The organism is Novosphingobium sp. TK46 (assembly GCF_055361525.1).
This window is the reverse complement of sequence record NZ_CM143963.1, coordinates 1564713-1589401: the sequence shown is the minus strand read 5'-3', so window position 1 is coordinate 1589401 and position 24689 is coordinate 1564713. Positions and strand designations below refer to the sequence as shown.

Annotated in this window: 28 protein-coding genes; 13 read left to right on the top strand and 15 right to left on the bottom strand. The window is 66.4% G+C overall.

The window, feature by feature from the left end; genetic code table 11:
- The 5 genes from sufC to ACXJ1Z_RS07570 are packed head-to-tail and all read left to right on the top strand — an operon-like array spanning window position 1 to window position 3625.
- Window positions 1–744, top strand: coding sequence for a Fe-S cluster assembly ATPase SufC (gene sufC, locus ACXJ1Z_RS07590; RefSeq protein WP_463780759.1), 744 nt, complete (start codon window positions 1–3; stop codon window positions 742–744).
- Window positions 741–1475 carry a SufD family Fe-S cluster assembly protein gene (locus ACXJ1Z_RS07585; protein ID WP_463780758.1) on the top strand — a complete coding sequence of 245 codons (735 nt, stop codon included), beginning with the start codon at window positions 741–743 and terminating at the stop codon, window positions 1473–1475. Before sufC ends, ACXJ1Z_RS07585 begins: the two co-directional genes overlap by 4 nt.
- Window positions 1472–2719 carry an aminotransferase class V-fold PLP-dependent enzyme gene (locus ACXJ1Z_RS07580; protein ID WP_463780757.1) on the top strand — a complete coding sequence of 416 codons (1248 nt, stop codon included), beginning with the start codon at window positions 1472–1474 and terminating at the stop codon, window positions 2717–2719. Before ACXJ1Z_RS07585 ends, ACXJ1Z_RS07580 begins: the two co-directional genes overlap by 4 nt.
- Window positions 2719–3228: an SUF system Fe-S cluster assembly protein gene (locus ACXJ1Z_RS07575; protein WP_463780756.1), complete on the top strand. Its 510-nt coding sequence runs from the start codon at window positions 2719–2721 to the stop codon at window positions 3226–3228. Before ACXJ1Z_RS07580 ends, ACXJ1Z_RS07575 begins: the two co-directional genes overlap by 1 nt.
- A gap of 37 nt (window positions 3229–3265) precedes the next feature.
- Window positions 3266–3625, top strand: coding sequence for a HesB/IscA family protein (locus tag ACXJ1Z_RS07570; RefSeq protein ID WP_463780754.1), 360 nt, complete (start codon window positions 3266–3268; stop codon window positions 3623–3625).
- Here ACXJ1Z_RS07570 and ACXJ1Z_RS07565 read toward each other — a convergent pair.
- A complete protein-coding gene (locus ACXJ1Z_RS07565) occupies window positions 3622–4014 on the bottom strand; it encodes a hypothetical protein (RefSeq protein WP_463780753.1) in 393 nt (130 codons plus the stop codon). The genes ACXJ1Z_RS07570 and ACXJ1Z_RS07565 overlap by 4 nt on opposite strands.
- Window positions 4015–4211: 197 nt before the next feature.
- Here ACXJ1Z_RS07565 and ACXJ1Z_RS07560 point away from each other — a divergent pair, with 197 nt between their 5' ends.
- Both ACXJ1Z_RS07560 and ACXJ1Z_RS07555 read left to right on the top strand, forming a co-directional pair.
- Window positions 4212–5219 (top strand): adenosine kinase, encoded by a 1008-nt coding sequence (locus ACXJ1Z_RS07560; protein WP_463780752.1) that lies wholly within the window; start codon window positions 4212–4214, stop codon window positions 5217–5219.
- 28 nt (window positions 5220–5247) lie between these two features.
- Window positions 5248–5757: a 3'-5' exonuclease gene (locus tag ACXJ1Z_RS07555; RefSeq protein ID WP_463780750.1), complete on the top strand. Its 510-nt coding sequence runs from the start codon at window positions 5248–5250 to the stop codon at window positions 5755–5757.
- Between the two features lie 2 nt (window positions 5758–5759).
- On the opposite strand, the gene ACXJ1Z_RS07550 is transcribed toward ACXJ1Z_RS07555, so the two are convergent.
- Both ACXJ1Z_RS07550 and purD read right to left on the bottom strand, forming a co-directional pair.
- A complete protein-coding gene (locus ACXJ1Z_RS07550; RefSeq protein ID WP_463780749.1) occupies window positions 5760–6287 on the bottom strand; it encodes a hypothetical protein in 528 nt (175 codons plus the stop codon).
- A gap of 10 nt (window positions 6288–6297) precedes the next feature.
- The gene (purD, locus tag ACXJ1Z_RS07545; RefSeq protein ID WP_463780747.1) at window positions 6298–7578 is read right to left on the bottom strand and encodes a phosphoribosylamine--glycine ligase; all 1281 of its coding nucleotides are present in this window, start codon (window positions 7576–7578) and stop codon (window positions 6298–6300) included.
- Between purD and xseA the strand changes: the two genes are divergently transcribed.
- The 4 genes from xseA (at window position 7577) to ACXJ1Z_RS07525 (ending at window position 11323) form a co-directional block, all read left to right on the top strand.
- Window positions 7577–9055, top strand: coding sequence for an exodeoxyribonuclease VII large subunit (xseA, locus tag ACXJ1Z_RS07540; protein WP_463780745.1), 1479 nt, complete (start codon window positions 7577–7579; stop codon window positions 9053–9055). The two genes, purD and xseA, sit on opposite strands and share 2 nt — an antisense overlap.
- A 27-nt stretch (window positions 9056–9082) precedes the next feature.
- Window positions 9083–9286 (top strand): DUF2093 domain-containing protein, encoded by a 204-nt coding sequence (locus ACXJ1Z_RS07535; RefSeq protein WP_463780744.1) that lies wholly within the window; start codon window positions 9083–9085, stop codon window positions 9284–9286.
- Window positions 9287–9315: 29 nt separating this feature from the next.
- A complete protein-coding gene (locus ACXJ1Z_RS07530; protein ID WP_463780742.1) occupies window positions 9316–10191 on the top strand; it encodes a M23 family metallopeptidase in 876 nt (291 codons plus the stop codon).
- Window positions 10192–10279: 88 nt separating this feature from the next.
- Window positions 10280–11323, top strand: a complete 1044-nt coding sequence (locus tag ACXJ1Z_RS07525; RefSeq protein ID WP_463780741.1) for an esterase-like activity of phytase family protein — start codon at window positions 10280–10282, stop codon at window positions 11321–11323.
- A gap of 38 nt (window positions 11324–11361) precedes the next feature.
- On the opposite strand, the gene rpmB is transcribed toward ACXJ1Z_RS07525, so the two are convergent.
- On the bottom strand, window positions 11362–11652 hold the full coding sequence (rpmB, locus tag ACXJ1Z_RS07520) for a 50S ribosomal protein L28 (protein ID WP_463780740.1): 291 nt from the start codon (window positions 11650–11652) through the stop codon (window positions 11362–11364).
- 144 nt (window positions 11653–11796) lie between these two features.
- On the opposite strand from rpmB, the gene ACXJ1Z_RS07515 reads away from it, so the two are divergent.
- The gene (locus ACXJ1Z_RS07515) at window positions 11797–12225 is read left to right on the top strand and encodes a nucleoside deaminase (protein WP_463780739.1); all 429 of its coding nucleotides are present in this window, start codon (window positions 11797–11799) and stop codon (window positions 12223–12225) included.
- A gap of 1 nt (window position 12226) precedes the next feature.
- Here the strand turns inward: ACXJ1Z_RS07515 and ACXJ1Z_RS07510 are convergent, their stop codons facing one another.
- Both ACXJ1Z_RS07510 and nadC read right to left on the bottom strand, forming a co-directional pair.
- Complete coding sequence (locus ACXJ1Z_RS07510; RefSeq protein ID WP_463780738.1) at window positions 12227–12919, bottom strand: ribonuclease T2 family protein; 693 nt, start codon at window positions 12917–12919, stop codon at window positions 12227–12229.
- Window positions 12916–13773, bottom strand: coding sequence for a carboxylating nicotinate-nucleotide diphosphorylase (gene nadC / locus ACXJ1Z_RS07505; protein ID WP_463780736.1), 858 nt, complete (start codon window positions 13771–13773; stop codon window positions 12916–12918). The genes ACXJ1Z_RS07510 and nadC overlap by 4 nt, the downstream gene beginning before the upstream one ends.
- A gap of 87 nt (window positions 13774–13860) precedes the next feature.
- Between nadC and dctA the strand changes: the two genes are divergently transcribed.
- Entirely contained in the window at window positions 13861–15144 is a 1284-nt protein-coding gene (dctA, locus tag ACXJ1Z_RS07500; protein ID WP_463780734.1) for a C4-dicarboxylate transporter DctA, read from the top strand.
- Between the two features lie 80 nt (window positions 15145–15224).
- Here the strand turns inward: dctA and ACXJ1Z_RS07495 are convergent, their stop codons facing one another.
- The 9 genes from ACXJ1Z_RS07495 to ACXJ1Z_RS07455 all read right to left on the bottom strand — a co-directional run bounded on the left by ACXJ1Z_RS07495 (window position 15225) and on the right by ACXJ1Z_RS07455 (window position 24568).
- Window positions 15225–16022, bottom strand: a complete 798-nt coding sequence (locus tag ACXJ1Z_RS07495) for a LytR/AlgR family response regulator transcription factor (RefSeq protein WP_463780732.1) — start codon at window positions 16020–16022, stop codon at window positions 15225–15227.
- A 95-nt stretch (window positions 16023–16117) separates the two neighbouring features.
- Window positions 16118–17281: a sensor histidine kinase gene (locus ACXJ1Z_RS07490; protein WP_463780731.1), complete on the bottom strand. Its 1164-nt coding sequence runs from the start codon at window positions 17279–17281 to the stop codon at window positions 16118–16120.
- A gap of 78 nt (window positions 17282–17359) precedes the next feature.
- A complete protein-coding gene (locus tag ACXJ1Z_RS07485; protein WP_463780729.1) occupies window positions 17360–18109 on the bottom strand; it encodes a DsbA family protein in 750 nt (249 codons plus the stop codon).
- Between the two features lie 10 nt (window positions 18110–18119).
- Window positions 18120–19475, bottom strand: coding sequence for a M48 family metalloprotease (locus tag ACXJ1Z_RS07480; protein ID WP_463781194.1), 1356 nt, complete (start codon window positions 19473–19475; stop codon window positions 18120–18122).
- Between the two features lie 110 nt (window positions 19476–19585).
- Entirely contained in the window at window positions 19586–20434 is an 849-nt protein-coding gene (locus ACXJ1Z_RS07475; RefSeq protein WP_463780728.1) for a PAS domain-containing protein, read from the bottom strand.
- 83 nt (window positions 20435–20517) lie between these two features.
- A complete protein-coding gene (locus ACXJ1Z_RS07470) occupies window positions 20518–21804 on the bottom strand; it encodes an MFS transporter (RefSeq protein ID WP_463780726.1) in 1287 nt (428 codons plus the stop codon).
- Window positions 21805–21855: 51 nt separating this feature from the next.
- Complete coding sequence (locus ACXJ1Z_RS07465; protein WP_463780724.1) at window positions 21856–22203, bottom strand: DUF2141 domain-containing protein; 348 nt, start codon at window positions 22201–22203, stop codon at window positions 21856–21858.
- Between the two features lie 65 nt (window positions 22204–22268).
- On the bottom strand, window positions 22269–23003 hold the full coding sequence (locus ACXJ1Z_RS07460) for a sterol desaturase family protein (protein ID WP_463780723.1): 735 nt from the start codon (window positions 23001–23003) through the stop codon (window positions 22269–22271).
- Window positions 23004–23137: 134 nt separating this feature from the next.
- Complete coding sequence (locus tag ACXJ1Z_RS07455) at window positions 23138–24568, bottom strand: DEAD/DEAH box helicase (protein ID WP_463780721.1); 1431 nt, start codon at window positions 24566–24568, stop codon at window positions 23138–23140.
- Window positions 24569–24689: the final 121 nt, after the last annotated feature.

The following is a 24689-nucleotide window of genomic DNA, read 5'->3' as shown; positions in this document are numbered from 1 at the left end:
ATGCTTCAGATCGATAACCTTCAGGCGACCGTCGCCGACAAGTCCATCCTCAAGGGCCTTTCGCTCACCATCAACGCGGGCGAGATCCATGCGATCATGGGCCCCAATGGCGCGGGCAAGTCGACGTTGGGCTACACCCTGGGCGGACGCCCGGGTTACGAGGTGACGGGCGGATCGGTGTCGTTCGCCGGGCAGGACCTGCTTGACCTGGAGCCGCACGAGCGCGCCGCCGCGGGCCTGTTCCTGGGCTTCCAGTACCCGGTCGAGATTCCCGGGGTGTCCTTCGTCCAGTTCCTGCGCGAGGCGGCGAATGCCCAGCGCAAGGGCCGTGGCGAGGAGCCGCTGTCGGGCGGCGAGTTCCTCAAGCTGGCGCGTGAAAAGGCGGGGCTGCTGCGGATGGACATGGACATGCTCAAGCGGCCGGTGAACGTCGGCTTTTCCGGCGGCGAGAAGAAGCGCGCCGAGATGGTGCAGATGGGCATCCTCGATCCCAAGCTGGCGATCCTCGACGAGACCGATTCGGGCCTCGACATCGATGCGCTGCGGATTTGCGGCGAGGGCATCAACGCGATCATGCGCAAGCCCGACAAGGCGGTACTGCTGATCACCCACTACCAGCGCCTGCTCGACTACGTGAAGCCGGACTTCGTGCACGTTCTGGCCGGCGGCCGGATCATCCGCACCGGTGGTCCGGAACTGGCGCTGCAGCTGGAGAGCGAAGGCTACGAGGCGGTGGTCGCGTGAACACGCTGGCGCTTCCGACCCGGCGGGACGAGGGCTTCCGCTACTCCGACATTGATGCGCTGGCAGGCGTGTGGCCGGTCGCGCGCGAGGACATCACGGTTGCTGCCGGGACCAGCGGCTCGCTTGAGATCGTCGCCACCGATGGAGGCACCGTCGCAAGGCATCTGCTGATCACGCTCGAGGCGAGCGCGACGTTCGACTTGCGCGTGCTGAACGCCGGACCTGCTTTCGGTCGCATCGAAGTCGATGTGATCCTGGGCGAAGGCGCGGATTTCACGCTTGGCGCGGCGCAGCTCGCTACCGGGTCCGAGACGGTCGAGATCGTCACCGAGGTCATGCACGCGGCGCCGAACTCGACCTCCAAGCAGATCATCCGGACCGCGCTCGCCGGCCACTCGACCGGCACGTACCTGGGCCGCATCGCCGTCGCGCGCGGCGCTGACGGGACCGATGCCGAACAGTCGGTGCGGGCGATGCTGCTCGAGCGCACCGCGACGATGAACGCGCGCCCCGAACTCGAGATCTACGCCGACGACGTCAAGGCCGCGCACGGCTGCGCCGTCGGCGAACTCGACGCGCAGGGCCTGTTCTACCTGATGTCGCGCGGGCTCACCCCGCCGCAAGCCAAGCGGCTGATGCTGCAGGCGTTCATTGCCGAAGCCTTCGCCGGAGCACCGGGTGAAGAGGCGCTGAGCGAGGCTGCCCTGACTCGGTTGGAGGCGATCCTATGACGAGCAGCCAGACATTGGTCGACACCGCCGAGCGGGTCGCGGTGACCACCGACATACGTTCGCAATTCCCCGGCATGTGGAATCTCGATGGTTCACCGTGGCGTTATCTCGATACCGCCGCGACGGCGCAGAAACCGCAAGCGGTGATCGACGCCACTGTCCGCGCGATGGGGGTCGACTATGCGACCGTCCACCGCGGCGTCTATGCGCGTTCTGCGGAAATGACGCTCGGCTTCGAAGCCGCACGCCGATGTGTCGCCGCTTTCATCGGCGCGCGAGAGGACGAGGTGGTGTTCACCCGCGGCGCGACCGAGGCGATCAACCTTGTCGCCAGTACCTGGGGGGAAGCCAACCTAAAGGCCGGCGATCGCATCCTGCTGTCGCAGCTCGAACATCACTCCAACATCGTCCCATGGCAGCTTCTGCGTGAGCGCGTCGGCGTCGAAATCGATGTCTGCCCACTGACGCCGGATGGTCGGATCGATCTCGAAGCGGCGACACGGATGCTGACGCCAGCGCACAAGCTCGTCGCATTCTCCCATGTCTCCAATGTGTTGGGCTCCGTGCTCCACGTGGAACATGCCGCCGCCCTGGCGCATGGCGTTGGCGCCAAACTGCTGATCGACGGTTGCCAGGCGGCGCCGCGTATCAAGCTCGACATGGCGGCGCTGGACTGCGATTTCTATGTCTTCTCGGCGCACAAGCTCTATGGCCCGACCGGTATCGGTGCGTTGTGGGCACGGCATGAAATACTCGACGCGATGCCGCCCTGGCATGGCGGCGGTGCGATGATCGACACCGTCTCGTTCGAGAAGACGACGTTTGCCTCGGCGCCACAGCGTTTCGAAGCGGGAACGCCGATGATCATCGAGGCGATCGGCCTGGCTGCCGCGATCGACTGGTTAGACGCGATCGGCCTCGACGTCGCTCAGGCCCACGAGCGTACGCTTGCCGCCAAGCTGCGCGATGAACTGTCGCTGCGTAACGATGTGACGCTGTTCGGGCCTGCAGACTCGATCGGCATCACTAGTTTTGCGCTCGATGGGGTGCATCCGCACGATCTCGGCACTATCTTGGACGAGGAAGGCGTGGCGATCCGGGCCGGACATCACTGTGCCCAGCCGTTGATGGCGCATTTGGGCGTTCCCGCCACGGCGCGCGCCAGCTTTGGGCTCTACAACGACGAAACCGACATCGAGGCGCTCCTGAAAGGGATCGAGCGCACGCGAAGGATCTTTGCCTGATGACCGACAGTACTGAAGACAAGCCGCGCTTCGCGGTCGAGGAAGTCGTTTCCGCCACACCGCCGCCCCGCGCGCGGGTGGACGATGCGGCCGACGATGGCTCCATCGCCAACGAAGGCGCGGCGCACAAACTGGCGCGCAAGAAGGACTACCTCGAAGGTTTTCTAGCGGCGCAGCCCGTAGCCGAAGATCCCAACGGTCCCGGTGGCGCGCTTTACGAGAACATCATCCAGGCGTTGAAGGAGATCTTCGATCCCGAGATCCCGGTGAACATCTACGATCTGGGACTGATCTATGGCGTCGACGTGTCGCTCGATGGTGCGGTCGCAGTGCAGATGACGCTGACGACGCCGCACTGCCCGGTGGCCGAATCGATGCCCGGTGAAGTCGAGATGCGGGTCGCTGCCGTTCCGGGCGTGCGCGATTGCGACGTGGCGCTGGTGTGGGATCCGCCGTGGGACATGGCGAAGATGACCGACGAGGCCAAGCTCGAACTGGGCATGTTGTGACCATTTCCGGCGCAATGTCCGACGTAAAGAGGCTGACATGACGACTGAAACCAAGACCCGCTTACGCCCGGCCGCTGTCATCCTCACCGATGGTGCACATGCGCGCATCGCCAAGCTGATGGCCGAGGCGCCCGCCGATGCGATCGGCGTCAAGCTGTCGACGCCGCGTCGCGGTTGCTCGGGGCTCGCCTATTCGGTCGATTACGTGACGCAGGCGCAACCGTTCGACGAGCGGATCGAAACGCCCGGCGGCCCGTTCTTCATCGACGGCGCTTCGGTGCTCTATCTCGTCGGCAGCACGATGGACTGGCGCGAAGACGATTTTACCGCCGGCTTCGTGTTCGAAAATCCGAACGCCAAGGGTGCCTGCGGCTGCGGTGAGAGCTTTACGGTCTAGCGACCCTTCAGCGCCGCGACGCAAGCGGCGCGGTCGACATCCTGCCCGTCCGAAGAGCGTCGTGCGTCCACGTACGACGCCACGGGTGCGCGCGACGTGGTGGTGGGATACAGAAACACGTCTAGGACGCAGGCTTTGCCGATGAACTGCAACTTGCGGGCATCGCCTTCCCACACGTTCAGGCGGGATGGGCCGAACTGGCGCACCAGCGCACTTTCATCGGCGCCGATGACGGATTCGAGGCCCGGTATCGCCTGGAACTTCGGATCGCGTGGCGGCACCCGGACTGGCGGTCGCACCGTCTGATTGCCGATGATCTTGCCAGGGCGCGAGGCCGTGCCCGCGCCTCCCGTCGATGCGCAGGCCGCAAGCAGCGGCACCAACAGCATGGCTGTGGCTATTGCGCGGAGGGATGGCGGAGTCGGGATCGGGACGCACGGGGAAGCTGGCATGATCGTCGATCGCATTGCCGGGGCTTGGCGGCCTGTCAATGCCGCGCGAGGTTGTCGCGCGTTCGAGCGCACGCTACTCGCGACATGAAGCAGTGCCTGCCTCGAACCGCCAGGCACCAGGGAAAACGCACAGCATGAATGATACCTCGCCCGAGCCGCGCTACGACGTGATCGCGATCGGCAATGCCATCGTCGATGTTCTCGCCCACAGCCGCGACGAGGTGATCGAGGAACTGGGGCTGACGCGCGGAGGCATGGCGCTGGTCGACACCGCGCGGGCCGAGGAACTCTACGCGCACATGGGGCAGACGACGCAGGTTTCCGGCGGATCGGCCGCCAACACGCTGGCCGGTATGGCCGCGCTGGGGGCACGCTGCGCCTTTATCGGCCAAGTCGCCGACGATACGCTCGGCGAAGTCTTCGCGCATGACATCCGCGCCGCCGATATCGCCTTTGCCACTCCGGCGCGCGCGGGCGATCCACCGACCGCACGGTGCATGATCTTCGTGACGTCCGATGCGCAGCGCACGATGAACACCTTTCTGGGCGCATCGCAGTTCCTCCCGGCGGACGCGCTCGACCTCGACGCCATCGCCGATTCGGCAGTGCTTTATCTCGAGGGCTACCTCTGGGATCCCGAGGAACCCCGTCTGGCGATGCGGCAGGCGATCGAAACCGCCAAGGCGGCCGGTAGCCGGGTGGCGTTCACCTTGTCCGACACGTTCGTGATCGACCGCCATGGCGACGATTTTCGCGAGCTTATCGCGCGCGGCGAGATCGACATCCTGTTCGCCAACGCCACGGAACTCGCTTCGCTCACCGGCATTGCCGATTTCGAACAAGGCCTTGCCTCGCTGACCGGCAAGGTGCCGGTCGTGGTCGCGACCAAGGGCGAGGCGGGCGCTGTCGCCATTGCTCATGGCGAGCGGGCCGAAGTATCTGCAGAACCTGTCGCTCGCGTGGTCGATACCACCGGTGCCGGCGACTTGTTCGCGTCGGGCTTCCTGTTCGGGCACGTACGTGGCAGACCGTTGGCCGAGTGCCTGCGGCTGGGCGCGATCTGCGCGAGCGAGGTGATCTCGCACTTCGGCGCTCGGCCCGAAGTCGATCTGGCGGCGCTGGTCCAAGAGCGGATGGGCTGATCGTGATCGGCCGGAAAGGAAACGCAGCGTGACCTACCCGGCCCTGATCGATTTCGAAGCGAGCTGCCTGCCGGAATACGGCCAGTCCTATCCCATCGAAGTCGCGGTGGCGCGGATCGATGGCACCAGCCGCACCTGGCTGATCCGTCCGGCCGAGGCCTGGCGTTACTGGGACTGGTCGCCCGAGGCCGAGGCCCTGCACGGCATCAGCCAGGAGATGATCGCGCGCGAAGGCCTGCCACCCGAACGGGTGCTGGCCGAGCTGACCGAGTTCGTCGGCGAATGCATCGTCTATGCCGATGCCGACCTCGACGCCTATTGGCTGGAAGTGCTGGCGCAGGCGGCTGCGGCCAATCCGCAGTTCCCGGTCCGGTACCTGGGCGAATACATGCTCGAACGCGGCTACACGCGCGAGCAGGTCGTGGCCGCGCTTGAGCAGGCGCGCGAACGGATGCCGACACTGCACATCGCCCGCGACGATGCCAGCCGGCTCGCACTGACCGTCAAGCTGCTGCTCGATGGCGAAGCGAAGGCCTGAGCCTACTGCGCCGTGCCTCTGTCGATTGGGGCGGGTGCGGGTGTCGGCGCGTTGTAACCTCCTTGTAGTTCGCCCAGGCATTGCGCGCGGGCGGCATCGCGATCGGCGACGAGGCGGCCGCTGATCTGCACGGGCAGCGCGCAGCCTTGCTGTGGCTCGATCGGGAATTTGCGCGCGCAACCCTCGCGGGTGCTGAACAGATCGTCGGCGCAATCGTCGTATGCCGCCTGCTGACGCGCGTTCTGAGCGCGGCAACCCGAATTCCAGCGCGCACTGTAGGTCGCATTCGCGGTACCCACGCAAGCCTGATAGCGCTGCTGGGCCGCCTCCCGCCGTTGCGTCTCGGCCAGGCGCGCGCGCTCGAGATCGGCGGTGCGATCGGTGCTCTCCACTTGCTGCCGGGTTCCGGTGTCGAGCGTCTCGTGGATCGCCTGCGCGGGCAGGAAGATGCCGAAGTAATAACCGACGCCCGCGCCGGCCAGCAGCACCGCGCCCGCCAGACTGTATTTCAGAGCTGCGTCGGGCTGCATCGCCACCGCCTCAGACCGCTTCGCGCGCGACTTCGCGCCAGCCGATGTCGCGGCGGCAGAAGCCGGTGGGAAAGTCGATGGCATCGACCGCGGCGTAGGCGCGTTCCTGCGCCTCGCGGACGGTGGCGCCGGTCGCCGTGATGTTGAGTACGCGGCCGCCGCCGGCGGTCAGGTGTCCGGCCGCGTCGAGCGTGGTGCCGGCATGGAAGACCTTGGCCCCATCCACCTCGGCCGCCGCGATACCCGCGATCGATCCACCCTTGTCGGGCGTGCCGGGATAGCCGTTCGCCGCCATCACCACGGTCAGCGCCACGGCGGGCGAGAAGCGCGGCGGCTGGATCGCGGCGAGCCGGCTTTGCGCGCAGGCGAGCAGCAGTTCGACCAGGTCGCTTTCCAGGCGCATCATCAGCACCTGGCATTCGGGATCGCCGAAGCGGGCGTTGTATTCGATCAGTTTTGGCCCGTGACGCGTCAGCATCAGCCCGGCGTAGAGCACGCCGGAGTACGAGCAGCCCTCGTTCGCCATCGCCCGCACCGTGGGGGTAAGGATACGCGCCATCGCCTCGCCCTCCAGCAAGGGCGTGAGCACCGGCGCGGGGCTGTAGGCGCCCATGCCGCCGGTGTTGGGCCCGGTATCGCCTTCACCCACGCGCTTGTGGTCCTGCGCCGAGCCGAACGGGACGATGGTGCTGCCGTCGGTCAGCGCGAAGAAGCTGGCCTCCTCGCCTTCGAGGAACTCCTCGATCACCGCTTCGGCACCGGCTTCGCCGAATCGGCCAGAGAAGATCTCGCGCACTGCTTCTTGTGCTTCGTCCATGGTCATCGCGACGGTCACGCCCTTGCCGGCGGCGAGGCCATCGGCCTTGATGACCACCGGCGCGCCGAACCCGTCGAGCGCGGTGAGGCCGTCCGCCTCGTTCGAGACGCGCACGTACCGCGCGGTCGGGATTCCGGCGCGCTCGCACAAGTCCTTGGTGAAGCCCTTGGAGCCCTCCAGCCGTGCCGCGTCACGGCTTGGTCCGAACACCGAGATGCCCAGGGCGCGCAGGCTGTCGGCAAGGCCATCGACCAGCGGCGCTTCGGGACCGATCACCACCAGGCCGATCGCCTGCTCTTCGCAGAACAGGATGACCGCCGGATGGTCGGTCGCATCCAGCGCGACGCAGGTGGCGTGTTCGGCGACGCCGGGATTGCCAGGCGCGGCGAACAGAGTGCCGCACAGCGGGGATTGCGCCAGCTTCCAGGCGAGAGCATGTTCGCGGCCCCCCGAGCCCAGCAACAGGATGTTCATGGCGCTGCCTTTCGATGACGACGACGATTACGATCTGCGCGGCAACCGCCGCAAGGCGCCGCTCGTAGCGAAGGCTGTCGCGGGCGACAACGCCGAGCCGCTGTCGGTCAGCGAACTTTCGGCACGGCTCAAGCGAACGGTCGAGGATCGCTTCGGGTTCGTGCGCCTGCGCGGGGAGCTCTCGGGCGTGAAGCGCGCCGCATCGGGCCACCTCTATTGTTGCCTTAAGGACGACAAGGCGATCATCGACGGCGTGATGTGGAAAGGTGGGGCGCAACGCCTCGCCTTCCGGCCCGAGGATGGCGTCGAGGTCATCGCCACCGGCAAGCTGACGACGTATCCCGGCCGCTCGAAGTATCAGATCGTCGTCGAGACGATGGAGATCGCCGGTGAGGGCGCGCTGCTGGCCCTGCTCGAAAAATTGCGCGCACGGCTCGCCGACGAAGGCCTGTTTGCCGCCGACCGCAAGCGCGAGTTGCCGTACCTGCCGGCGACGATCGGCGTGGTGACCTCGCCCACCGGAGCGGTGATTCGCGACATCCTGCATCGCCTTGCCGATCGCTTTCCCAGCCGTGTCCTCGTCTGGCCGGTGCTGGTCCAGGGGCAGGGTGCGGCCGAGCAGGTCGCGGCGGCGGTGCGCGGATTCTCCGCGATGCCGCCCGAGGGCGTCGGCAATGTGCCCCGGCCCGATCTGGTGATCGTGGCGCGCGGCGGCGGCTCGATCGAGGATCTATGGTCGTTCAACGAGGAGATCGTCGTGCGCGCGGTTGCCGATTGCACGATCCCGATCATCTCGGCGGTGGGCCACGAGACCGACACCACCTTGTGTGACCATGCCGCGGATCGCCGTGCGCCGACACCGACCGCCGCCGCCGAGATGGCGGTGCCGGTGCGCGCGGAACTGGCGGCGACCCTGGCCGAGCTCGCCATCCGCAAGCAGCGCTGTGCCGCGCGGCCCGTGGCCTTGGGGCGTGAGCGGCTGGACGCGCGCGTCCGCCACTTGCCCAAGCCCGAGGCCTTGCTGGCAGCCAAGGCGCAGCGGCTCGACGAGGCGGGCGAACGCCTGCGCCGGGGCTTGCGGGAACGCGCGCAAGCCGCACGCGGACGGCTTGACTCTCAAAGCGGCAAGCTCTCGCTCCCGCTCCTGCGTCACCGCATCGAACGCGCGGACGAGCGGCTAGCCCGCGCCGGCCTCACGCCGGCCTTGCTGCAACGCCAGCTTGCCACCGCGATCCGGCACTTCGCCCCGGTAGCCCGCGTGCTGCCGCAGCTCGATCCGGACAAGCCGCTGGCCAAGGGCTTTGCCCGGGTCACCGATGCCGCCGGGCAGACGCTGACCGACAGGGCCCAGGCCGAACGCGAGCCGACGCTGATCCTGAAGTTCCGCGATGGCGATCTGACCGTCGCGCCCGGCAGCAGCCCGCGCAAGGTCTCGCGCTCCAGGGAGCTTGGGCCTCAGCAAGGCGATTTGTTCTGACCATGACCATCTGCTAGGAGCGTGGCCATGCTGATGTCCTCTGCCGAACGTCCCGCCACCTTGCGCTATGGCCCCAACGGGTTCCGCATGCTGAGCCCAGGGGACCATGTCCTGTGCGCCGTGACGCTGGAGAAGATCCCGCTCGAAGTGCTGCGTTACTGGAGCGCCGAGCGGCAGGAGCCCTACGCCAGCGCGGAAATCGCTACCCGGCGGCTGCTCGGCGCCTCATGATTCGCGTTCCTTTGTGGTGTGCTGCCGTCATGGCGGCGGTATTGCCTGTGCTTGCAAGCTGCAGTTCGGTTCCCCCACCTGCCGCAAACAATCCCGCCGGCGCCGGCCTGCCCGGCCCTGATCGACCGGTCTATGTACCGGCGCGTCCGGCGACCTTCGCGTTCGCTGGGGAGTTGACGCAAGGCGGCTGGGTGAAGGGCACCGTGCCTTCCGGAACCCGCACCTTGACGCTGGATGGCAAGCCGGTGGCGATCGCGCCCGACGGCAGCTTCTTTGCAGGTTTTGATCGTGACGCCGGTCCGTCCGCGATACTGGTCGCGACGTCGCGCCAGGGCGAGCAGGTGACCCGCCCGTTGGTCATTTCGAAGCGCGCCTGGGCGATCGAGAACGTGAACATCGCGCGTCGCCAATCCGGCCCCTCGGAAGCATTCCTCGCGCTGCGTCGGCCCGAACTTGCCCGGATCGAGGCGGCGCGTACCCGCCAGACCGATGCGATGGGCTGGCGGCAGGATTTCATCTGGCCGGTCAAGGCGCGTATTTCCGGCCGGTTCGGCTCGCAGAGGGTCTATCGCGGGGAGCCGGGGGCTTACCACTCGGGCCTCGACATCGCCGGTGGGCCGGGAACCGCGTTCGTGGCGCCGGCCGATGGCGTGGTGATCCTGGCGGCGGATCGGCCCTTCACGCTGGAGGGCAACCTGCTGATGATCGATCATGGCATGGGCCTGAACAGTGCATTCCTGCATTGCTCGACGATCCTGGTACACGAGGGCGACCATGTGAAGCAGGGCCAGGTCATCGCCCGCATCGGGGCGACCGGACGCGCCACCGGCCCGCACTTGCACTGGTCGGTCAAGTGGAACGATTCGCGGCTCGATCCGATCCTGCTGACCGGGCCGATGCGGTAGGCGTCCGGTCGGCCCTGGGCCGGCATCTTGGCACAGGTTCCTGGGCTGGTGGGGTTGCACCACAGGGCCACTGCCCTATCAGGCCATCGTGCAGCGCAATATCGCTCTCCTGATCCTGCTGCTCGGCGTGACCGTAACCACTTGGTTGCGGTCGGACCGGGTGCTGATCGTGCCCAACGACACCCTTCACTTTCGCGCTCTCAAGCTGCCGCCGGCGCCGATTCTCGCTGCGCATCTCGGTCCGTTCCGGCTGGTCGGCGCCTGGCACATGACGTTGGGATCGTACAAGTTCGGCGGCTATTCGGCGCTCGTGGCGTTGCCCGATGCGCGGTTGCTGGCGGTTGCCGACAATGGCCGTTTCCTGACCTTCATGCCTCCGGGCGGGCGCCCCTATACACCGCGCTTCGGCACGCTGCTGAACGACAAGCGCAACGACAAGCGCAACGTCGATAGTGAATCGGCGACGCGCGATCCGAAGACCGGCACCATCTGGCTGGGGCTGGAATACGTGAACGCCGTGGTGCGGATCGGGCCGCACTGGCTCGAGACCGGGCGCGTCCGCCCGCGCGCCATGGCCAACTGGCCTTCGAACTCAGGAGCCGAAGCGATGGTGAGGCTCGCCGATGGCCGCTTCGTCGCCTTGTCCGAAGGTGCGCAGGAATGGATCTATCCGCATCGCCACGATGGCGTGCTGTTCGCCGGCGATCCCATTGCCGTTCACGGCAAGGCACAGCGGTTCACGTTCGATGGACCGGCTGCTTTCGATCCCGTGGACATGGCGCAGATGCCCGACGGGCGCGTGCTGGTGCTGATGCGCACGCTGATCTGGCCACTTCCGGAGCGCTTCGCCGGCCGGATCGCGATCGGCGATCCGAAGCAGATCCGTGCCGGTGGCGTGTGGAAGGTCACCCAGGTCGCGACACTTGCCTCCGGCCTGCCGATCGACAACTTCGAAGGGATGGCGATCGTGCCGCGCGATGATGGCAAGTTGATAGTTTGGCTGATCTCGGACGACAATCAGACCCAACTGCAGCGCACGTTGTTGTGGAAGCTGGTGGTCGATCCGGCCGACTTGCCCGGCGCTCCCCGATCACGCGAAAAGGCGCGCGGATCGCTCCGCACGCCTAGATAGGTTCGCTTGCAGCGCCCCGCCGAAGCGGAGCGGCTGGATCAGGCGGCGACCGTCTGCTTCTTCTTGAGGTCGCGCTTCACCTTGAGGGCGCGCGCGCTCAGCTTTTCGTCACCGGCCTTGAGCAGCCAGTTGTCGAGACCGCCATTGTGCTCCACCGAGCGCAGGCCGTGGGTCGAAACGCGGAACTTGAAGCTGCGCTCCAGGCCATCGGACAGCAACGTCACGTTCTGCAGGTTGGGCAGGTAGACGCGCTTGGTCTTGTTGTTGGCGTGGCTGACGTTGTTGCCGGTAAGGCGGCTCTTGCCGGTCAGTTCGCAGATACGGGACATGTGTAATCTCGCTAGAAAAATGTCTGTGCCGATTAAACGGGAAGGCGGGCCCTTAGCGAGTCGCCTCGCCAAGGTCAAGTTGTGCACAGGCGTCCGACCCGCTAGCGCCGCCGAATGACCGCGCGATGGCCCCTCCCTTTACCGATGGCGCAGGCGCTTGAACAGGCGCGTTTGGCGGCTTTCGAGGGGGAGGTGCCGATCGGCGCGGTCATCGTCCGCAACGGCGTGGTGATCGCCACCGGACGCAATGCGCCGCGAGCGCGCCATGATCCCACGTCCCATGCCGAGATCGAGGCGATTCGCGCTGCGGCCCAGGTCATCGGCAACGAGCGGCTGGATGGATGCGAACTGTGGGTGACGCTTGAGCCTTGCGCGATGTGCGCGGGCGCGATCGTCCATGCCCGGATCGCGAGGCTGTACTACGCAGCGTCCGATCCCAAGGGTGGCGCGGTGGAGCATGGCGCTCGCGTGTTCGACCACCCGCAGTCGCTGCACCGACCGGAGGTCTATGCGGGGATCGGTGAAGCCCAGGCGGCGGAACTGCTGCGCGGTTTCTTCCGCGCACGGCGATGAGTCAAAGGCCCCGCCAGATCTTCAGCCTTGCGGTATCGGCGGGCCCGAACTTGGCGGAATCGCAACGCTTGGGCAGGAAGCGCCGGGAATAGCACAGGCGTACCTCGCGCAGCCAACCCGTCTTGCTGACTTGCAAGCCGACCTGCTCGGCGGTCCATGCGGGATTGGCGACGACGAAGGCACGGCGAAAATCGCCTGCGGTAAGGCCATCCTGGCGAGAGATGCGATCGGCATCGGGCCACCGGATCGAGCGCCACAAAACTTGCGCCACTTTGAAATACTGCGCCGGCGTCTTGGCCATGCAGCTGCCGTGCTTGCTCCATTCATGTGCCAGCAGCCGCGCCGAAGGCGTCATGCACAAGTTGCCCCGCAGGTCGGCGGGCGACGGCTGCGGGCGGGTGGCGCACCATTGCGGGGAGGGGCCCCACGCCGCTTCGGGCCAGAGCCCATGGAGGATGAAGCCGAAGCGTCCGTCGCGGCCCGAGCATTGCATCGCGCCGCTGTCGCCGCTGGTCTTGCAGTAGTCCGGCGACCAACTCGCCGCCAAGGTATAGCCGGCGATCGCGCTGCGGCGTGATGGACCATCGGGAGTGACGCGCCCGACCGGCTCTATGCGGCTGGGCGGCGTGCATTGATAGGCTTGCGCCAGCGCCGGCGAGGGCAGCAGCGCCAGGACGGCGGCCAGACGCCTCACAGCGGTGTGAAGTCCAGCCCGATGTCGGCGGCTGGCGCGCTCTGGGTCAGGCGGCCGACCGAGACATAGGTGACGCCCGTCGCCGCGATTGCGCCGATGGTGTCGAGGTTGACCCCGCCCGAAGCCTCGGTGGGAACGCGCCCGGCGACGATCGCCACCGCATCGCGCAACGCGATCGTCCCCATGTTGTCGAGCAGGAGGTGGTCCGCGCCTGCCGCCAGCGCCGGTTCGATCTGGTCGAGATGGTCGACCTCGCAGATGACCCGGGCGACACCGGCGGCCTTGGCGCGCGCGACGGCGGGGCCGACGCCGCCGGCCACCAGGACGTGGTTGTCCTTGATCATTGCCGCGTCCCACAGGCCCATGCGATGATTCTGCGCGCCGCCCATGCGGGTGGCGTACTTTTCGAGATGACGCAGGCCGGGGATGGTCTTGCGCGTGTCGAGCAGCGTCGCGTTGCCCCACATCTCCTCGACATACTGCCGCGTCAGCGTGGCGATGCCCGAGAGGTGCTGCACGGTGTTGAGCGCGGATCGCTCCGCCGTCAGCATCGCGCGCGCGCTGCCCGTCAGGCGCATCAGGTGCGTGCCGGGCTTCACCTGCGCGCCTTCCGCCACGAGGATCTCGATCGCCATCGCGGGGTCGAGCTTGCGGAAGAAGGCGGCGGCGATCGGCAGGCCGGCGACGGTGATCGCGTCGCGCGAGTCCATTATGCCCGAAAAGCGCGCGTCGGCATCGATCACGCTTTCCGAAGTGACGTCATGCCCACCGTCGGGCAGGCCGACGCCCAGATCCTCGTCGAGGGTGGCGGTGACGAACGAGTCGAGATCGAAGCCGGGAATGCAAAAAGTCATGGCCGCAGTCTTTTGCGCGTGTCGGACATCTGCGCAAGCGTGGCTTGGTATTCGCGCAAGCGCAGGGTTGCTGCTAGCAGTGTTGCGATGATCCCGACAGCTGACCCCGCCGCGCCGGTGCGCGCGCATCGCTGGTACTCGCACACTTATGTGCAGGTGCTGATCGCCATCGCGCTGGGTGCGCTGCTGGGATATCTGCGCCCGCAAACGGGCGAGGCGATGAAGCCGCTGGGCGACGCCTTCATCGCGCTGGTCAAGATGATCATCTCGCCGGTGATCTTCCTCACCATCGTCACCGGGATCGCCGGTATGCGCGACCTGGCCTCGGTCGGGCGCGTGGCGGCCAAGGCCTTCGGCTATTTCCTGTTCTTCTCGACCCTGGCGCTGTTCGTCGGGCTGATCGTGGCCAATGTGGTGCGGCCGGGGGCGGGGCTGGACATCAATCCCGCGACGCTCGATGCCGGCAAGGTCGCGCAATATGCCGCCAAGGCGCACGACACCTCGCTGGTGGGCTTCCTGCTGGGCATGATCCCGACCAGCCTGGTCTCGCCGCTGGTGGGCGAGAACATCCTCCAGACGCTGGTGGTGGCGATCCTGTTCGGCGTCGCGCTGACGCTGGTGGGCGAGCGTGGCGAGCGCGTGGTGAGCGTGCTGGAAGACGTCGCGGTGGTGGTGTTCCGAATCGTCGGCATTCTGATGAAGGCTGCGCCGATCGGGGCGTTCGGGGCGATGGCCTTCACGATCGGCAGCTACGGCATTGGCGCGCTGGCCAAGCTCGCGTTCCTGGTGGGCACGTTCTACCTGACGTCGATCCTGTTCGTGGTGGTCGTGCTGGGCGCCGTCGGTCTTTGGGCCGGGTTCTCGATCTTCCGCCTGATCGCCTATCTCAAGGCCGAGCTGCTGCTGGTGCTGGGCACGTCCTCGTCCGAAAGCGCGCTGCCGCTGCTGATCGAGAAGATGGAGCATGCCGGTTGCCCGCGCGAAGTGGTCGGGCTGGTGGTGCCGACGGGGTATTCGTTCAACCTCGATGGCACCAACATCTACATGACGCTGGCAGCGCTGTTCATCGCGCAGGCCTGCAACGTCGATCTGACGCTGTCGCAGCAGTTGCTGCTGCTGGGCGTCGCGATGGTGTCGTCGAAGGGCGCTGCGGGTGTGACCGGGGCCGGGTTCGTGACGTTGGCGGCGACCTTGCAGGTGGTGCCGACGGTGCCGCTGGCGGGCATGACACTGATCCTGGGCGTCGATCGCTTCATGTCCGAGTGCCGCAGCCTGACCAACTTCGTCGGCAATGCGGTGGCGGCGATCGTCGTATCGAAGTGGGAGGGCGGGCTGGACCATGCCCGGCTGGACGCAGCGTTGAAGGGATAGGGGGGCTCATCGCCGCTTCGTCATCCCCGCGCAGGCGGGAATGACGATTGACGAAGCGTAAGCTTAGAAGGCTTGTGCCCTCAATGCACGAAGCGGGCGATCACGTCGCGATAGCTGCGGCTCACCTTCACCTGCGCGCCCGAATCGAGCACCAGGAAGCATTCGCCGTTGGTGTGCGGCTTCACCTGACGCACCTGGTTGAGGTTGACGATGGTCGAACGGTGCACGCGCTGGAACACGCGGGGATCGAGGCGGCGCTCCAGATCCTTCATCGTCTCGCGCAGGATCAGCGAATTGTCGGCGGTGCGGATGCACATGTAATCGCCGGCGGCCTCGATGTGCTCGATCGAATCGACATCGATGCGGAAGATCTGGCCGCGATCCTTGATGTTGATCAGCTTTTCGAATCGGTCGGTGCTGGGTTCGGCCTCGTCGGGCATCTGGTCCATCGCATCGGGCGCGACTTCGGCCAGCACCGTCTTGAGCTTTTCCGCCTCCTCGACGCCGCGCTTCTCGGCCAGGCGGGTGCGCACGCGGGCAAGGGTATCGGCCAGCTTGTCGTCCTCGACCGGCTTCATGAGGTAATTCACCGCGTTCGCTTCGAACGCGCGGACGGCATGTTCCTGATAGGCGGTGACGAACACGAACAGCGGTGGCTCGATCTCCATCACGCCCTTGACCACCGAGAACCCGTCGAAGCCGGGCATCTGGATGTCGAGGAAGACGAGGTCGGGCTTTTCGGTCTTGATCTTGCGGATCGCCTCGCGCCCGTTGGAGCACGTGTCGATGATCTCGACGTCGGTGTATTTCTCAAGCCTGAGCTGGAGACCCTGGATGGCCAGCTTTTCGTCATCGACGAGGATCGTGCGGATAGTCATTCGGTAATATCTCCGGCGCTCGAACGCGTGGTCCTCATCAAGGTGTCACCTTGAACGGTGGATGACGCGCGTCGGCAAAAAGCTGCGGCAGTGTATCAGCGTGAGGCGGCTGCGGCGAGTCGAGTGGCCGATGCGGTCTCCCGCACGGTTTCCTGGCTCTCGTAAGGAATCTCGATCACCACGGCGAAGCCGCCTTCGGGCGGTTCGATCGTCTCGAAGCGGTGATCCTCGCCATAGGCCTGAAACAGGCGATCGCGGATATTGGTCAGTCCCACGCCGGTCGAGACCGGTTCACCTCCATCGTATGTCATGCCGGAAAGCCTGTTGTCCGTGGTGGATGTTTGCAAGCCGGGGCCGGTGTCGGAGACGACGATGCGAAGCGTCGAGCCGACGAGTTGCGTGGTGATCGTGATCTCGGCGCCGGTTTCCTGCGGCGCGACCGCGTACTTGATCGCGTTTTCGACCAGCGGCTGCAGCAGCAGCGAGGGCAGCAGCCCCGGCTCGGTTTCGGGCGCGATGTCAAAGGTGGTGCGAAGACGCTCCTCGAAGCGCATGATCTCGATGCCCAGGTACAGCTTGAGCGTCTCCACCTCCTGCGCGACGGTAACGCGGGCCGAAGGCTTGTTGACCAGTGTATAGCGCAGGAACGAGGACAGGCGGCTGAGCATCGCGTTGGCAGGCTCGGTCTGCTTGAGCAGCACCAGCGTCGAGATCGAATTGAGCGTGTTGAACAGGAAATGCGGGTTCAGCTGATAGCGCAGCATGGCAAGCTGCGCCTGCGTCGCCTGATTCTCAAGCCGCAGCAGCTGGTCGTTCTGCTCCTCGACCGTCAGATAGAAGTTGATCGCGTAATAGAGCGCCGACCATGCGCCCAGCAGCGTCGCGTCGTAATAGAAGTAGCCGATAAACAGCTGCGCGAAGCTGGCTTGCGATTCGGCACGGTAGAGCCAGATCACCCAGGCATCGACGAAGGCATAGAGGCCCACCGCGACAGGGATCGCCAGCACGGTGACGCCCCAGGTGACGAGCGGGCGCTGCGAGATGAGCTGGCGGAAGATCACCGCCAGCACCAGCGATATGGAAAACCCGGTGGCGGTGCCGATCAGCACGATGACGAGGAACGTCAGTGGCTGATCGTTGGCGATCGCGGACATCGCCCGCAGCAGCATCGCGCCGGCCCAGCCAACCGCCTGCAGGCGCCAGAAGGCCTGGTTCTTGTTCGCGAAGAACGGGATCGGCTTGATCGGGAGCACGGCCATGGTCCGTGGTACTAGCGCAAAAGATTCGGCGCGGGAATCCTTGTGGTTTCACGAGGTCCAGTCGTGCGGACCACCCGATCAGCTCTTGCGCGCGGCCTTGAGCGCTTCTTCCAGCTTGTCCACGCCCACCGCGCCCGCGATCAGCTCATCCCCGGCGACCCAGCTTGGCGTGCCGCCAAAGCCCAGCTTCTGCGCCAGCGCCAGGTTCTGCCGGATCTCGGCGGCGACCGGCGCGCTGGCTGCGACCTTGTGCGCGCGGTCGAGGTCGAGCCCGGCGGTGCGTGCCGCAGCCTCGATCGTGGCGGGATCGAGTTGCCCGGCGGCGAACATCGCATCGTGGAACTGCGGGTACTTGCCCTGCTCGGCCGCGGCGAGTGCCATGCGGGCGGCGGCGGCGCTGTGTGGGCTGATGATCGGCAATTCGCGCACGACGATCCGCAAGTCCGGGTTCTGCTGCGCCAGCGCGGCGATATCGGCCACCGACTTGCGGCAGTAGCCGCAGGCAAAGTCGGTGAACTCGACCAGTGTCACCGAACCGCGCGGGTTGCCCAGGATCGCACCGGGGAAGGGCTTCTCGACCGGACCGCGAACCTCGGCCAGCTGGCTCTTGCCCTGGTTGCGCTGCAGGTTGTCCATGGCTTCGGGCAGGATCTCGGGGTGTTCGAGAATCGTGGCGCGGACAATCTGCTCGATCGCCGCGCGATCCGATGCCGGAGCGACCTGGCGGTGTGCGAACCATCCGCCAAGCGCGGCGAGGGCCATCAGCGCGATTACGAGCAGGATGCGCGTGGTGCCGCCACTGCCGGGCGTCCGGGTCTGTGTTGTCATGCCGGATCGCCTACTTGCGTTTGCGGGTCTGTTCAATCTCGCCACGCGCCTGGAACTCGATGTCCTGCGCGCGCAACCAGTCGGGAGACCCCTCGGGCAGGCCCATCTCGGCGGCGCGCGCGCTGGTCAGCGCTTCCTCCATGCGACCGCTCAGCACTTGCTGCTCGGCGCTGGCGAGGCGGGCGCGCGGCATGTCCCCCTGGTTGGCGTAGATCACGCCCAGCTGGTACCAGGCGAACGGGTTCTCGCGATCGCGCGCCACGGCGGCGCGCAACACGGTACCGGCCTCGTCGAAGTTCTTGCGGTCTTCGGTCGCGATCAGCGCATGGCCGAACAGCGTGGCGATCAGCGGTTGGTTGCCGGTAAGCTCGGTGGCGCGACGCAAGGGTGCCAGCGCTTCGGTGGCCTTGCCCGCTTCCAGCAGGATCTGGCCCTTCAGCTCGAGGAAATAGGGGTCGTCCGGCGCGGTCTGCAGCAGCGCATCGGTTTCGGCACGCGCGCGGTCGAGCTGCGAATCCTTGTGGTAGGCGTAGGCCCGGGCATAATGGGCCGGAATCGAATTGTTCGTCAGCGGATAGGTGCGCAGCGTGTCGTTCGGTTCCGCCAGAAAGCCGAACAGCTTGGCCTTGACCCTGGTAAAGCGGGCCTCGATCGCGGGATCGCTTGGCTTGTTCCAGGCCGGATCGGCCTGATAGACATCGGTCAGCGTAGCGATCCGGTCCGCGGTCATCGGGTGGGTGCTGTAGAATTCGTCGCCGTCCTGCGGGCGGTAGCCGTGGCGAAATTCCAGCCCCTGCAGCTTCTGGAAGAATTCCAGCGAGCCCTTGCCGGTAATCCCGGCTTTGGAAAGATAGGATGCGCCGGCCGCATCCGCGCTGGCTTCCTGCGCGCGGTTGTACGCGAGGAACTTGCCCATCGCCGCCTGCTGGCCGGCCATCAGCACGCCCATCGCCGCTTCGCCGCCACCCGCCGCCGCCGCCGCCGCGCCCAGCAGCAGCGAAAGCAGGCTGATGTTGGTCGCCGACTTGCCGCCCAGGTTCAGCACGGCATGGCCACCGACGACGTGGCCCAGTTCGTGCGCGATCACGCCTTGCACTTCGTTGGCGTTGTCCGCCTCGTTGATCAGTCCGGAGTTGACGTAGACCGCCTGGCCCCCGGCGACGAAGGCATTGACGCTGGGATCGTTGATCAGCACCACGTCGACATTCTTGGGGTCGAGGCCGCTTTGCGCGATGATCGGCCGGGACATGTCGCGAAACAGCGCCTCGGTCTCGGCGTCGCGCAGGATCGACTGCGCGGCAGCGGGCAGCGGTGCGAGCATTGCGGCCAGACCAAGCAGAAGGGCAGTGCGCCGCGACGATCTCATAGCCCCCGACTTGCGCAGTCGTGGGGTGAACCAAGGCTTGAGCGGGGAAGCTGTCACGCCTTGCGTCATGCCCGCGTCGGCCGTCGCCGTCGATGCTTTTCGCTTGCGATTCAACCGAGCAGGCGGCGCGCGGCATGCTCCAGCAAGCGTGGATCGTCCGGAACCTCGCCGATCAGGGCGATCTCGCCACCCGGCGCCCGGTGGGCCAGCAACATCGCGAATTCCGGACCTTGCGCCGGCAGGGCCGAGAACGGCAGCACGTCGAGCGTCCGCAGTCGGTCCCGTATGTCGCTGTCGAGCGGCGATGGCGGCGCTACCCTGCCGGCCAACGCGTCACCGTCCGGCACGGGCTCCAGGCGCAGGCGGCGAAGCGGTCCGATCGCGGCTTCGATCTCGAACTGCAATTCCTGCGCTATGTGCGTGTCGGCCAGTTCCTTCCAGTTGACGACACCGAAGACGTGGTCGATCGCTTCGCCGTCGCTGGAAAAGGGCAGCAGGATGCCACGGTACAGCACCGTCGCGCCGCGCCAGTTCACGAACTCCGCTTCGAAACCAACGGGCGCCTGGCGGGTAAGGATCTCGTGATAGTGGTCCGCGATTCGCGACAGCAGCGACCCGTCCGGCGCGTCGCTGAGGCGAGCGATGCTGCCGGGAGGGCCGCATTCGTCCGCCAGCGCCGCCCCGATGCGGCTGATCGCGGGATCCGCGTTGCCGGCGCTGAAGTCGATGAGAACGCCGAAGGGCGCAAGGTCGGCAGGCGTATCGATGACGAACGTCGAGAGCGCGGGAAACCGGCGATCCCCCAGCAGACCGGTCCACAAGCTGTAGGCGCGCACCTGCAGACGGCGTTCGGCACGCCCGACCATCATCGGTAACGGTTCGCAGCCGGTCTCGTCATCGTCGGCGAAGGGGGCGGCGTGCCCATCCCGATCGTCCACCTGACCGCGCAAGATCCCCACTGCCTACCCCCTCGCTTCCCGGATCGAAAAGCTCACCCGTCCCGTTCTGGCTTCGCGTGGTAAATTAATCGTGAAGCCGTGCCCTAGGTGGACGTTTTGACGACGCCTTCTCCGGCTTTGGGCAGGGGCGCGACGATGCGCAGGACGATGGCAGAGACGATCAGGAACGCAGAACCGGCGTGCAAGGTGAATGGCAGGTCCCGCGAATCCGCGAGAGCGCCCCAGGCCCACGATCCCAGCGCCATCCCGCCGAAGGTGACCGCCTGATAGATCGACAGGCATCGCCCCAGGATCGCGTCGGGGGAGCGCATCTGGACCGCGGTGTTGATGCTGGTCAGGATCAGCACCCAGGCCATTCCACCCACGAATGCCGCCGGCAGGGCGTACCAGATGACATGCACCTCTGCCAAAAGCGACAGGACGAACACGAACATCAGCGATCCCAGCGCCAGCACCCCTTCCATCTGCAGCTTGCGGCGAATCGTGCCGATGAACGGCGCGGTGGCGATCGAACCGATGCCGAACAGGCCCAGCATCAGCCCGAACTGGAACTCCGTGCCATGCAACTGGTCGCTGACGATGGTGGGCAGCAGCGCCTGATAGGCCGCCAGGCTGAAGCCCAGCGAAAGCCCGCGCAGCAGGATCCGGCGCAGCGGTGGCGAACTGGCGCAAAATCGCACGCCGATCGCCACCGCCGGCAGGATCGCACGCCGGTCGATCGCGCGCGGCTGCGGTCGCCACCATAGCAGGACACCGATCAGACCGATGTAGCTCAGCGCGTTGACGAGGAACGCGAACGATGTGCCCCACACCGAAATCAGCACGCCGCCAAGTGCCGGGCCGATGCTGCGCGCGATGTTGAACGATATGGAGTTGAGCGCGATCGCCTGCGGCAATTGCTTGCGATCGACCTGCTGGCGCACCGATGCCTGCCACGCCGGTGAATTGAGCGCGGTGCCGATGCCGACCGTCAGGGTGAACGCCAGCAACAGCCCCGGGCCGACGATGCCGAGGTAAGCCATCAACGCCAGCACGCTGGAGACGACCAGCATGCCGACCTGTGCCGCCAGCATGACCTGGCGACGGTCGTAGTTGTCGGCGATAGCGCCGGCGAACACGCCGAACAGCATGATCGGCACCGTGGCCGAGGATTGCACCAGCGCCACCAGCTGGTGCGACGTGGTCAGCTCGGTCATCATCCAGGCCGCCGCGATCGACTGGATCGTACTGCCAAGGTTCGAAAACAGGTTAGCGAGCCAGATCGCCCGGAATACCGGATAGCGGAAGGGCGAGAACGTACCGATGCCCACCGGCGTATCGCCGCTGGGATCGCGTATGCCCGCTGTCAGGGAAGATTTCGCATCCGCCACGCCCTGTCGGTACGGCGGGCAGGCGGAGCGGGCAAGCCCTGCCCGAACCGCCTAGAGCAGGTAGCGCATCTTGATCGACAGGTGTTCGGCCGCGCTGCCGACGGAGAAGGCGGCGCTTGCGAACCGCGGTGGACCCATCATCACGGGAGCATCCTGCGAAAAGCCGAAGCCTTCGCGCGGGATCATCAGCCGCTTGTCCAGCTTGCCGTTGCCGTTCTCGTCATGGATGAGCGCGATCGCATAGCGCCCTTCTGCCACCGTTCCGAAATCCAGATTGGGCGAGGTGGCCGGCACGATCAGCCGGCGCGCGGAGGGATCGTTCTGGCATTCGGGAAAGGCGTCGGGCCGAGCCGTGAGGCACGCCATGATGTGGCCCTTGGTGGAACGAAGCCCCGTCACCGCAGCGCTCACATCCGTGCTGGGCAGGCTCGCACCGGCCAGCGCCGGTACGGTCGCTGCCAGAATCAGGGCTGCGAAAGCCCGCGATCGGTCGCGCAGATGTGATCCCAGAACCGGAAGTAGAGGCCGAAGTTGCATTTGTACTGCTCGTGATGGCGCTGATGGTGGCTGGCGGTTATCAGCCAGTTTCCCAACGACGAATGAATGAGCCGACGTGGGAACATCTCCCACCCCATGTGGTTCGTTATGCCCATTATCGTCATCACGAGCAAGACAAGCCCGAGCACGGCGACATGGATCGGGATCAGCAGAACCAGGGCCGGCACCACGATCGCGCCGGTAAGTGCCTCAAGCGGATGGAAACTCATGGCCGCCCAGGCGGTGGGCGGGCGGCTGGCGTGATGCACCGCGTGAGCGGCGGCGAACACGCGCGGACGGTGCATCCAGCGGTGCGTCCAGTAGAACCAGGTGTCGTGAAGGAAAAGATAGACGAACAGCGAGACCGGCAGCCACCACAGCGAATAGGCGTCGATTCGCGTATAGATCCGGGTCCAGCCGTGCGTCTGCCAGCCCCACGCGACGACGCCGGCGGGAATGCCATAGATCGCCGCCGACAGCAGCGACCAGCGAAGCTCACGGCCGATCTGGGGGCCCAGATCGTCGTAGAGGCCAGGGCGGACGCGCGAGGTGATCCAGGCGAACAAACCGCTCGTCGCCAGATAGCGCACCCCGACGATCGCGGTCATGGCCAAAGCCGATACCGCTGCGGCCCAGATCCCGGCGATGAGGCTATCCGACATGGTGCGCCTTATGCCTGTGGCCGGGTCGAGGGGCCAGCACCATCTGAAATCCCGCGACGCCGGCAACGCAAAGCCTCGCCCTTCCCATCACGATGGGAACGACGAGGCTTCGTATAGCGAATATCGGCTAAGCCTCAGCTGGCGCGGCGCACGCTGTCCTTGTGCGCGCCGACGGTCTTGGGACCGCGCGGACGGAAGCTGCGCTTCTCGCCATCACTGGCCGGACGGTCACCCTGCGGGCGATCGCCACGGGGACGATCGCTGCGTGGTGCGCCACCCGAACGCTCGCCGGGGCGACCGTTGCGCTGGCCGCCACCGTGACCACCGCGACCCATGTCGCGACGACCGCTCTGCTCGGCTTCGGTGGTCTTGCGCGAAGGGGCGGGCAGGCGAGCGGCCTGGCGCTGGAAGTCCTCGGGCAAGGGCAACGGCATCAGCTTGACGCGCGTCAGCTTCTCGATATCGCGCAGGTAGGCCTTCTCGTCCGGCGCGACATAGCTGATGGCGATGCCGTCAGCGCCGTTGCGCGCGGTGCGGCCGATGCGGTGGACGTACTGCTCGGCGACGTTGGGCAGCTCGTAGTTGTAGACGTGGCTGACACCCGACACGTCGATGCCGCGCGCGGCGATGTCGGTGGCGATCAGCACGCGTACGGTGCCCTGGCGAAAGCCGCTGAGCGCCGCGGTGCGCTGCGCCTGGCTCTTGTTGCCATGGATCGCGGCGGCGGGGATGCCGGCGGTCATCAGATGGCGCACGATACGGTCGCAGCCGTGCTTGGTGCGGCTGAACACCAGGGCCCGGTCGATCTTGCTGACGCCGTCCTCGTCCTTGGCCAGGCCATCGCGCAAGTTGATGGTGAGCAGCGCCTGCTTTTCGGCCTGGTTGATGTGGATCGAGAACTGCTCGACCCGCTCGGCGGTGGTGGATTGCGGCGCCACCTCGACCTTGACCGGGTTGTTGATGAACTGCTTGCCCAGATCGGCGATCGCCTGCGGCATGGTGGCCGAGAAGAACAGGCTCTGGCGCTCCTTGGGCAGCATCGCAGCGACGCGCTTCAGGGCGTGGATGAAGCCCAGGTCCATCATCTGGTCGGCTTCGTCGAGCACGAAGATCTCGACGTGACGCAGGGTGAGCGCGCGCTGGTCGATCAGGTCGAGCAGACGGCCCGGGGTAGCCACCAGCACGTCGGTGCCACGCTCAAGCGCGCGCGCCTGCTTGCCGACGGGCACGCCGCCGAACACGCACTGCACGTTGATCGCCAGATACTTGGCGTATTCGCGCATGTTGTCGGCGATCTGCGCCGCCAGCTCACGCGTGGGGCTGAGCACCAGCATGCGGCAACCGGCGTTCTGGCGCGGCTTGGCGTCGGCGGCGAGGCGGTGCAGCGACGGAAGCGAGAAGGCGGCGGTCTTGCCGGTGCCGGTCTGCGCGATGCCGAGCAGGTCGCGGCGCTCCATCAGGGCGGGGATCGCCTGACGCTGGATCGGCGTGGGATCGGCATAGCCCTTGGTCTCGAGCGCACGAAGAAGAGGCTCGGCGAGGCCGAGATCGGAAAAATAGGACATGAGTGTCTCTCAAAATGTCAGCAAAGCGCGCGCAAGTCGGCGCGCATCGCACGGGTTCGTACAATGCGACCCTGCGTGAATAAGGAAGCTGGCTTATCGGCAATCGCTCATCCGGAGCGGA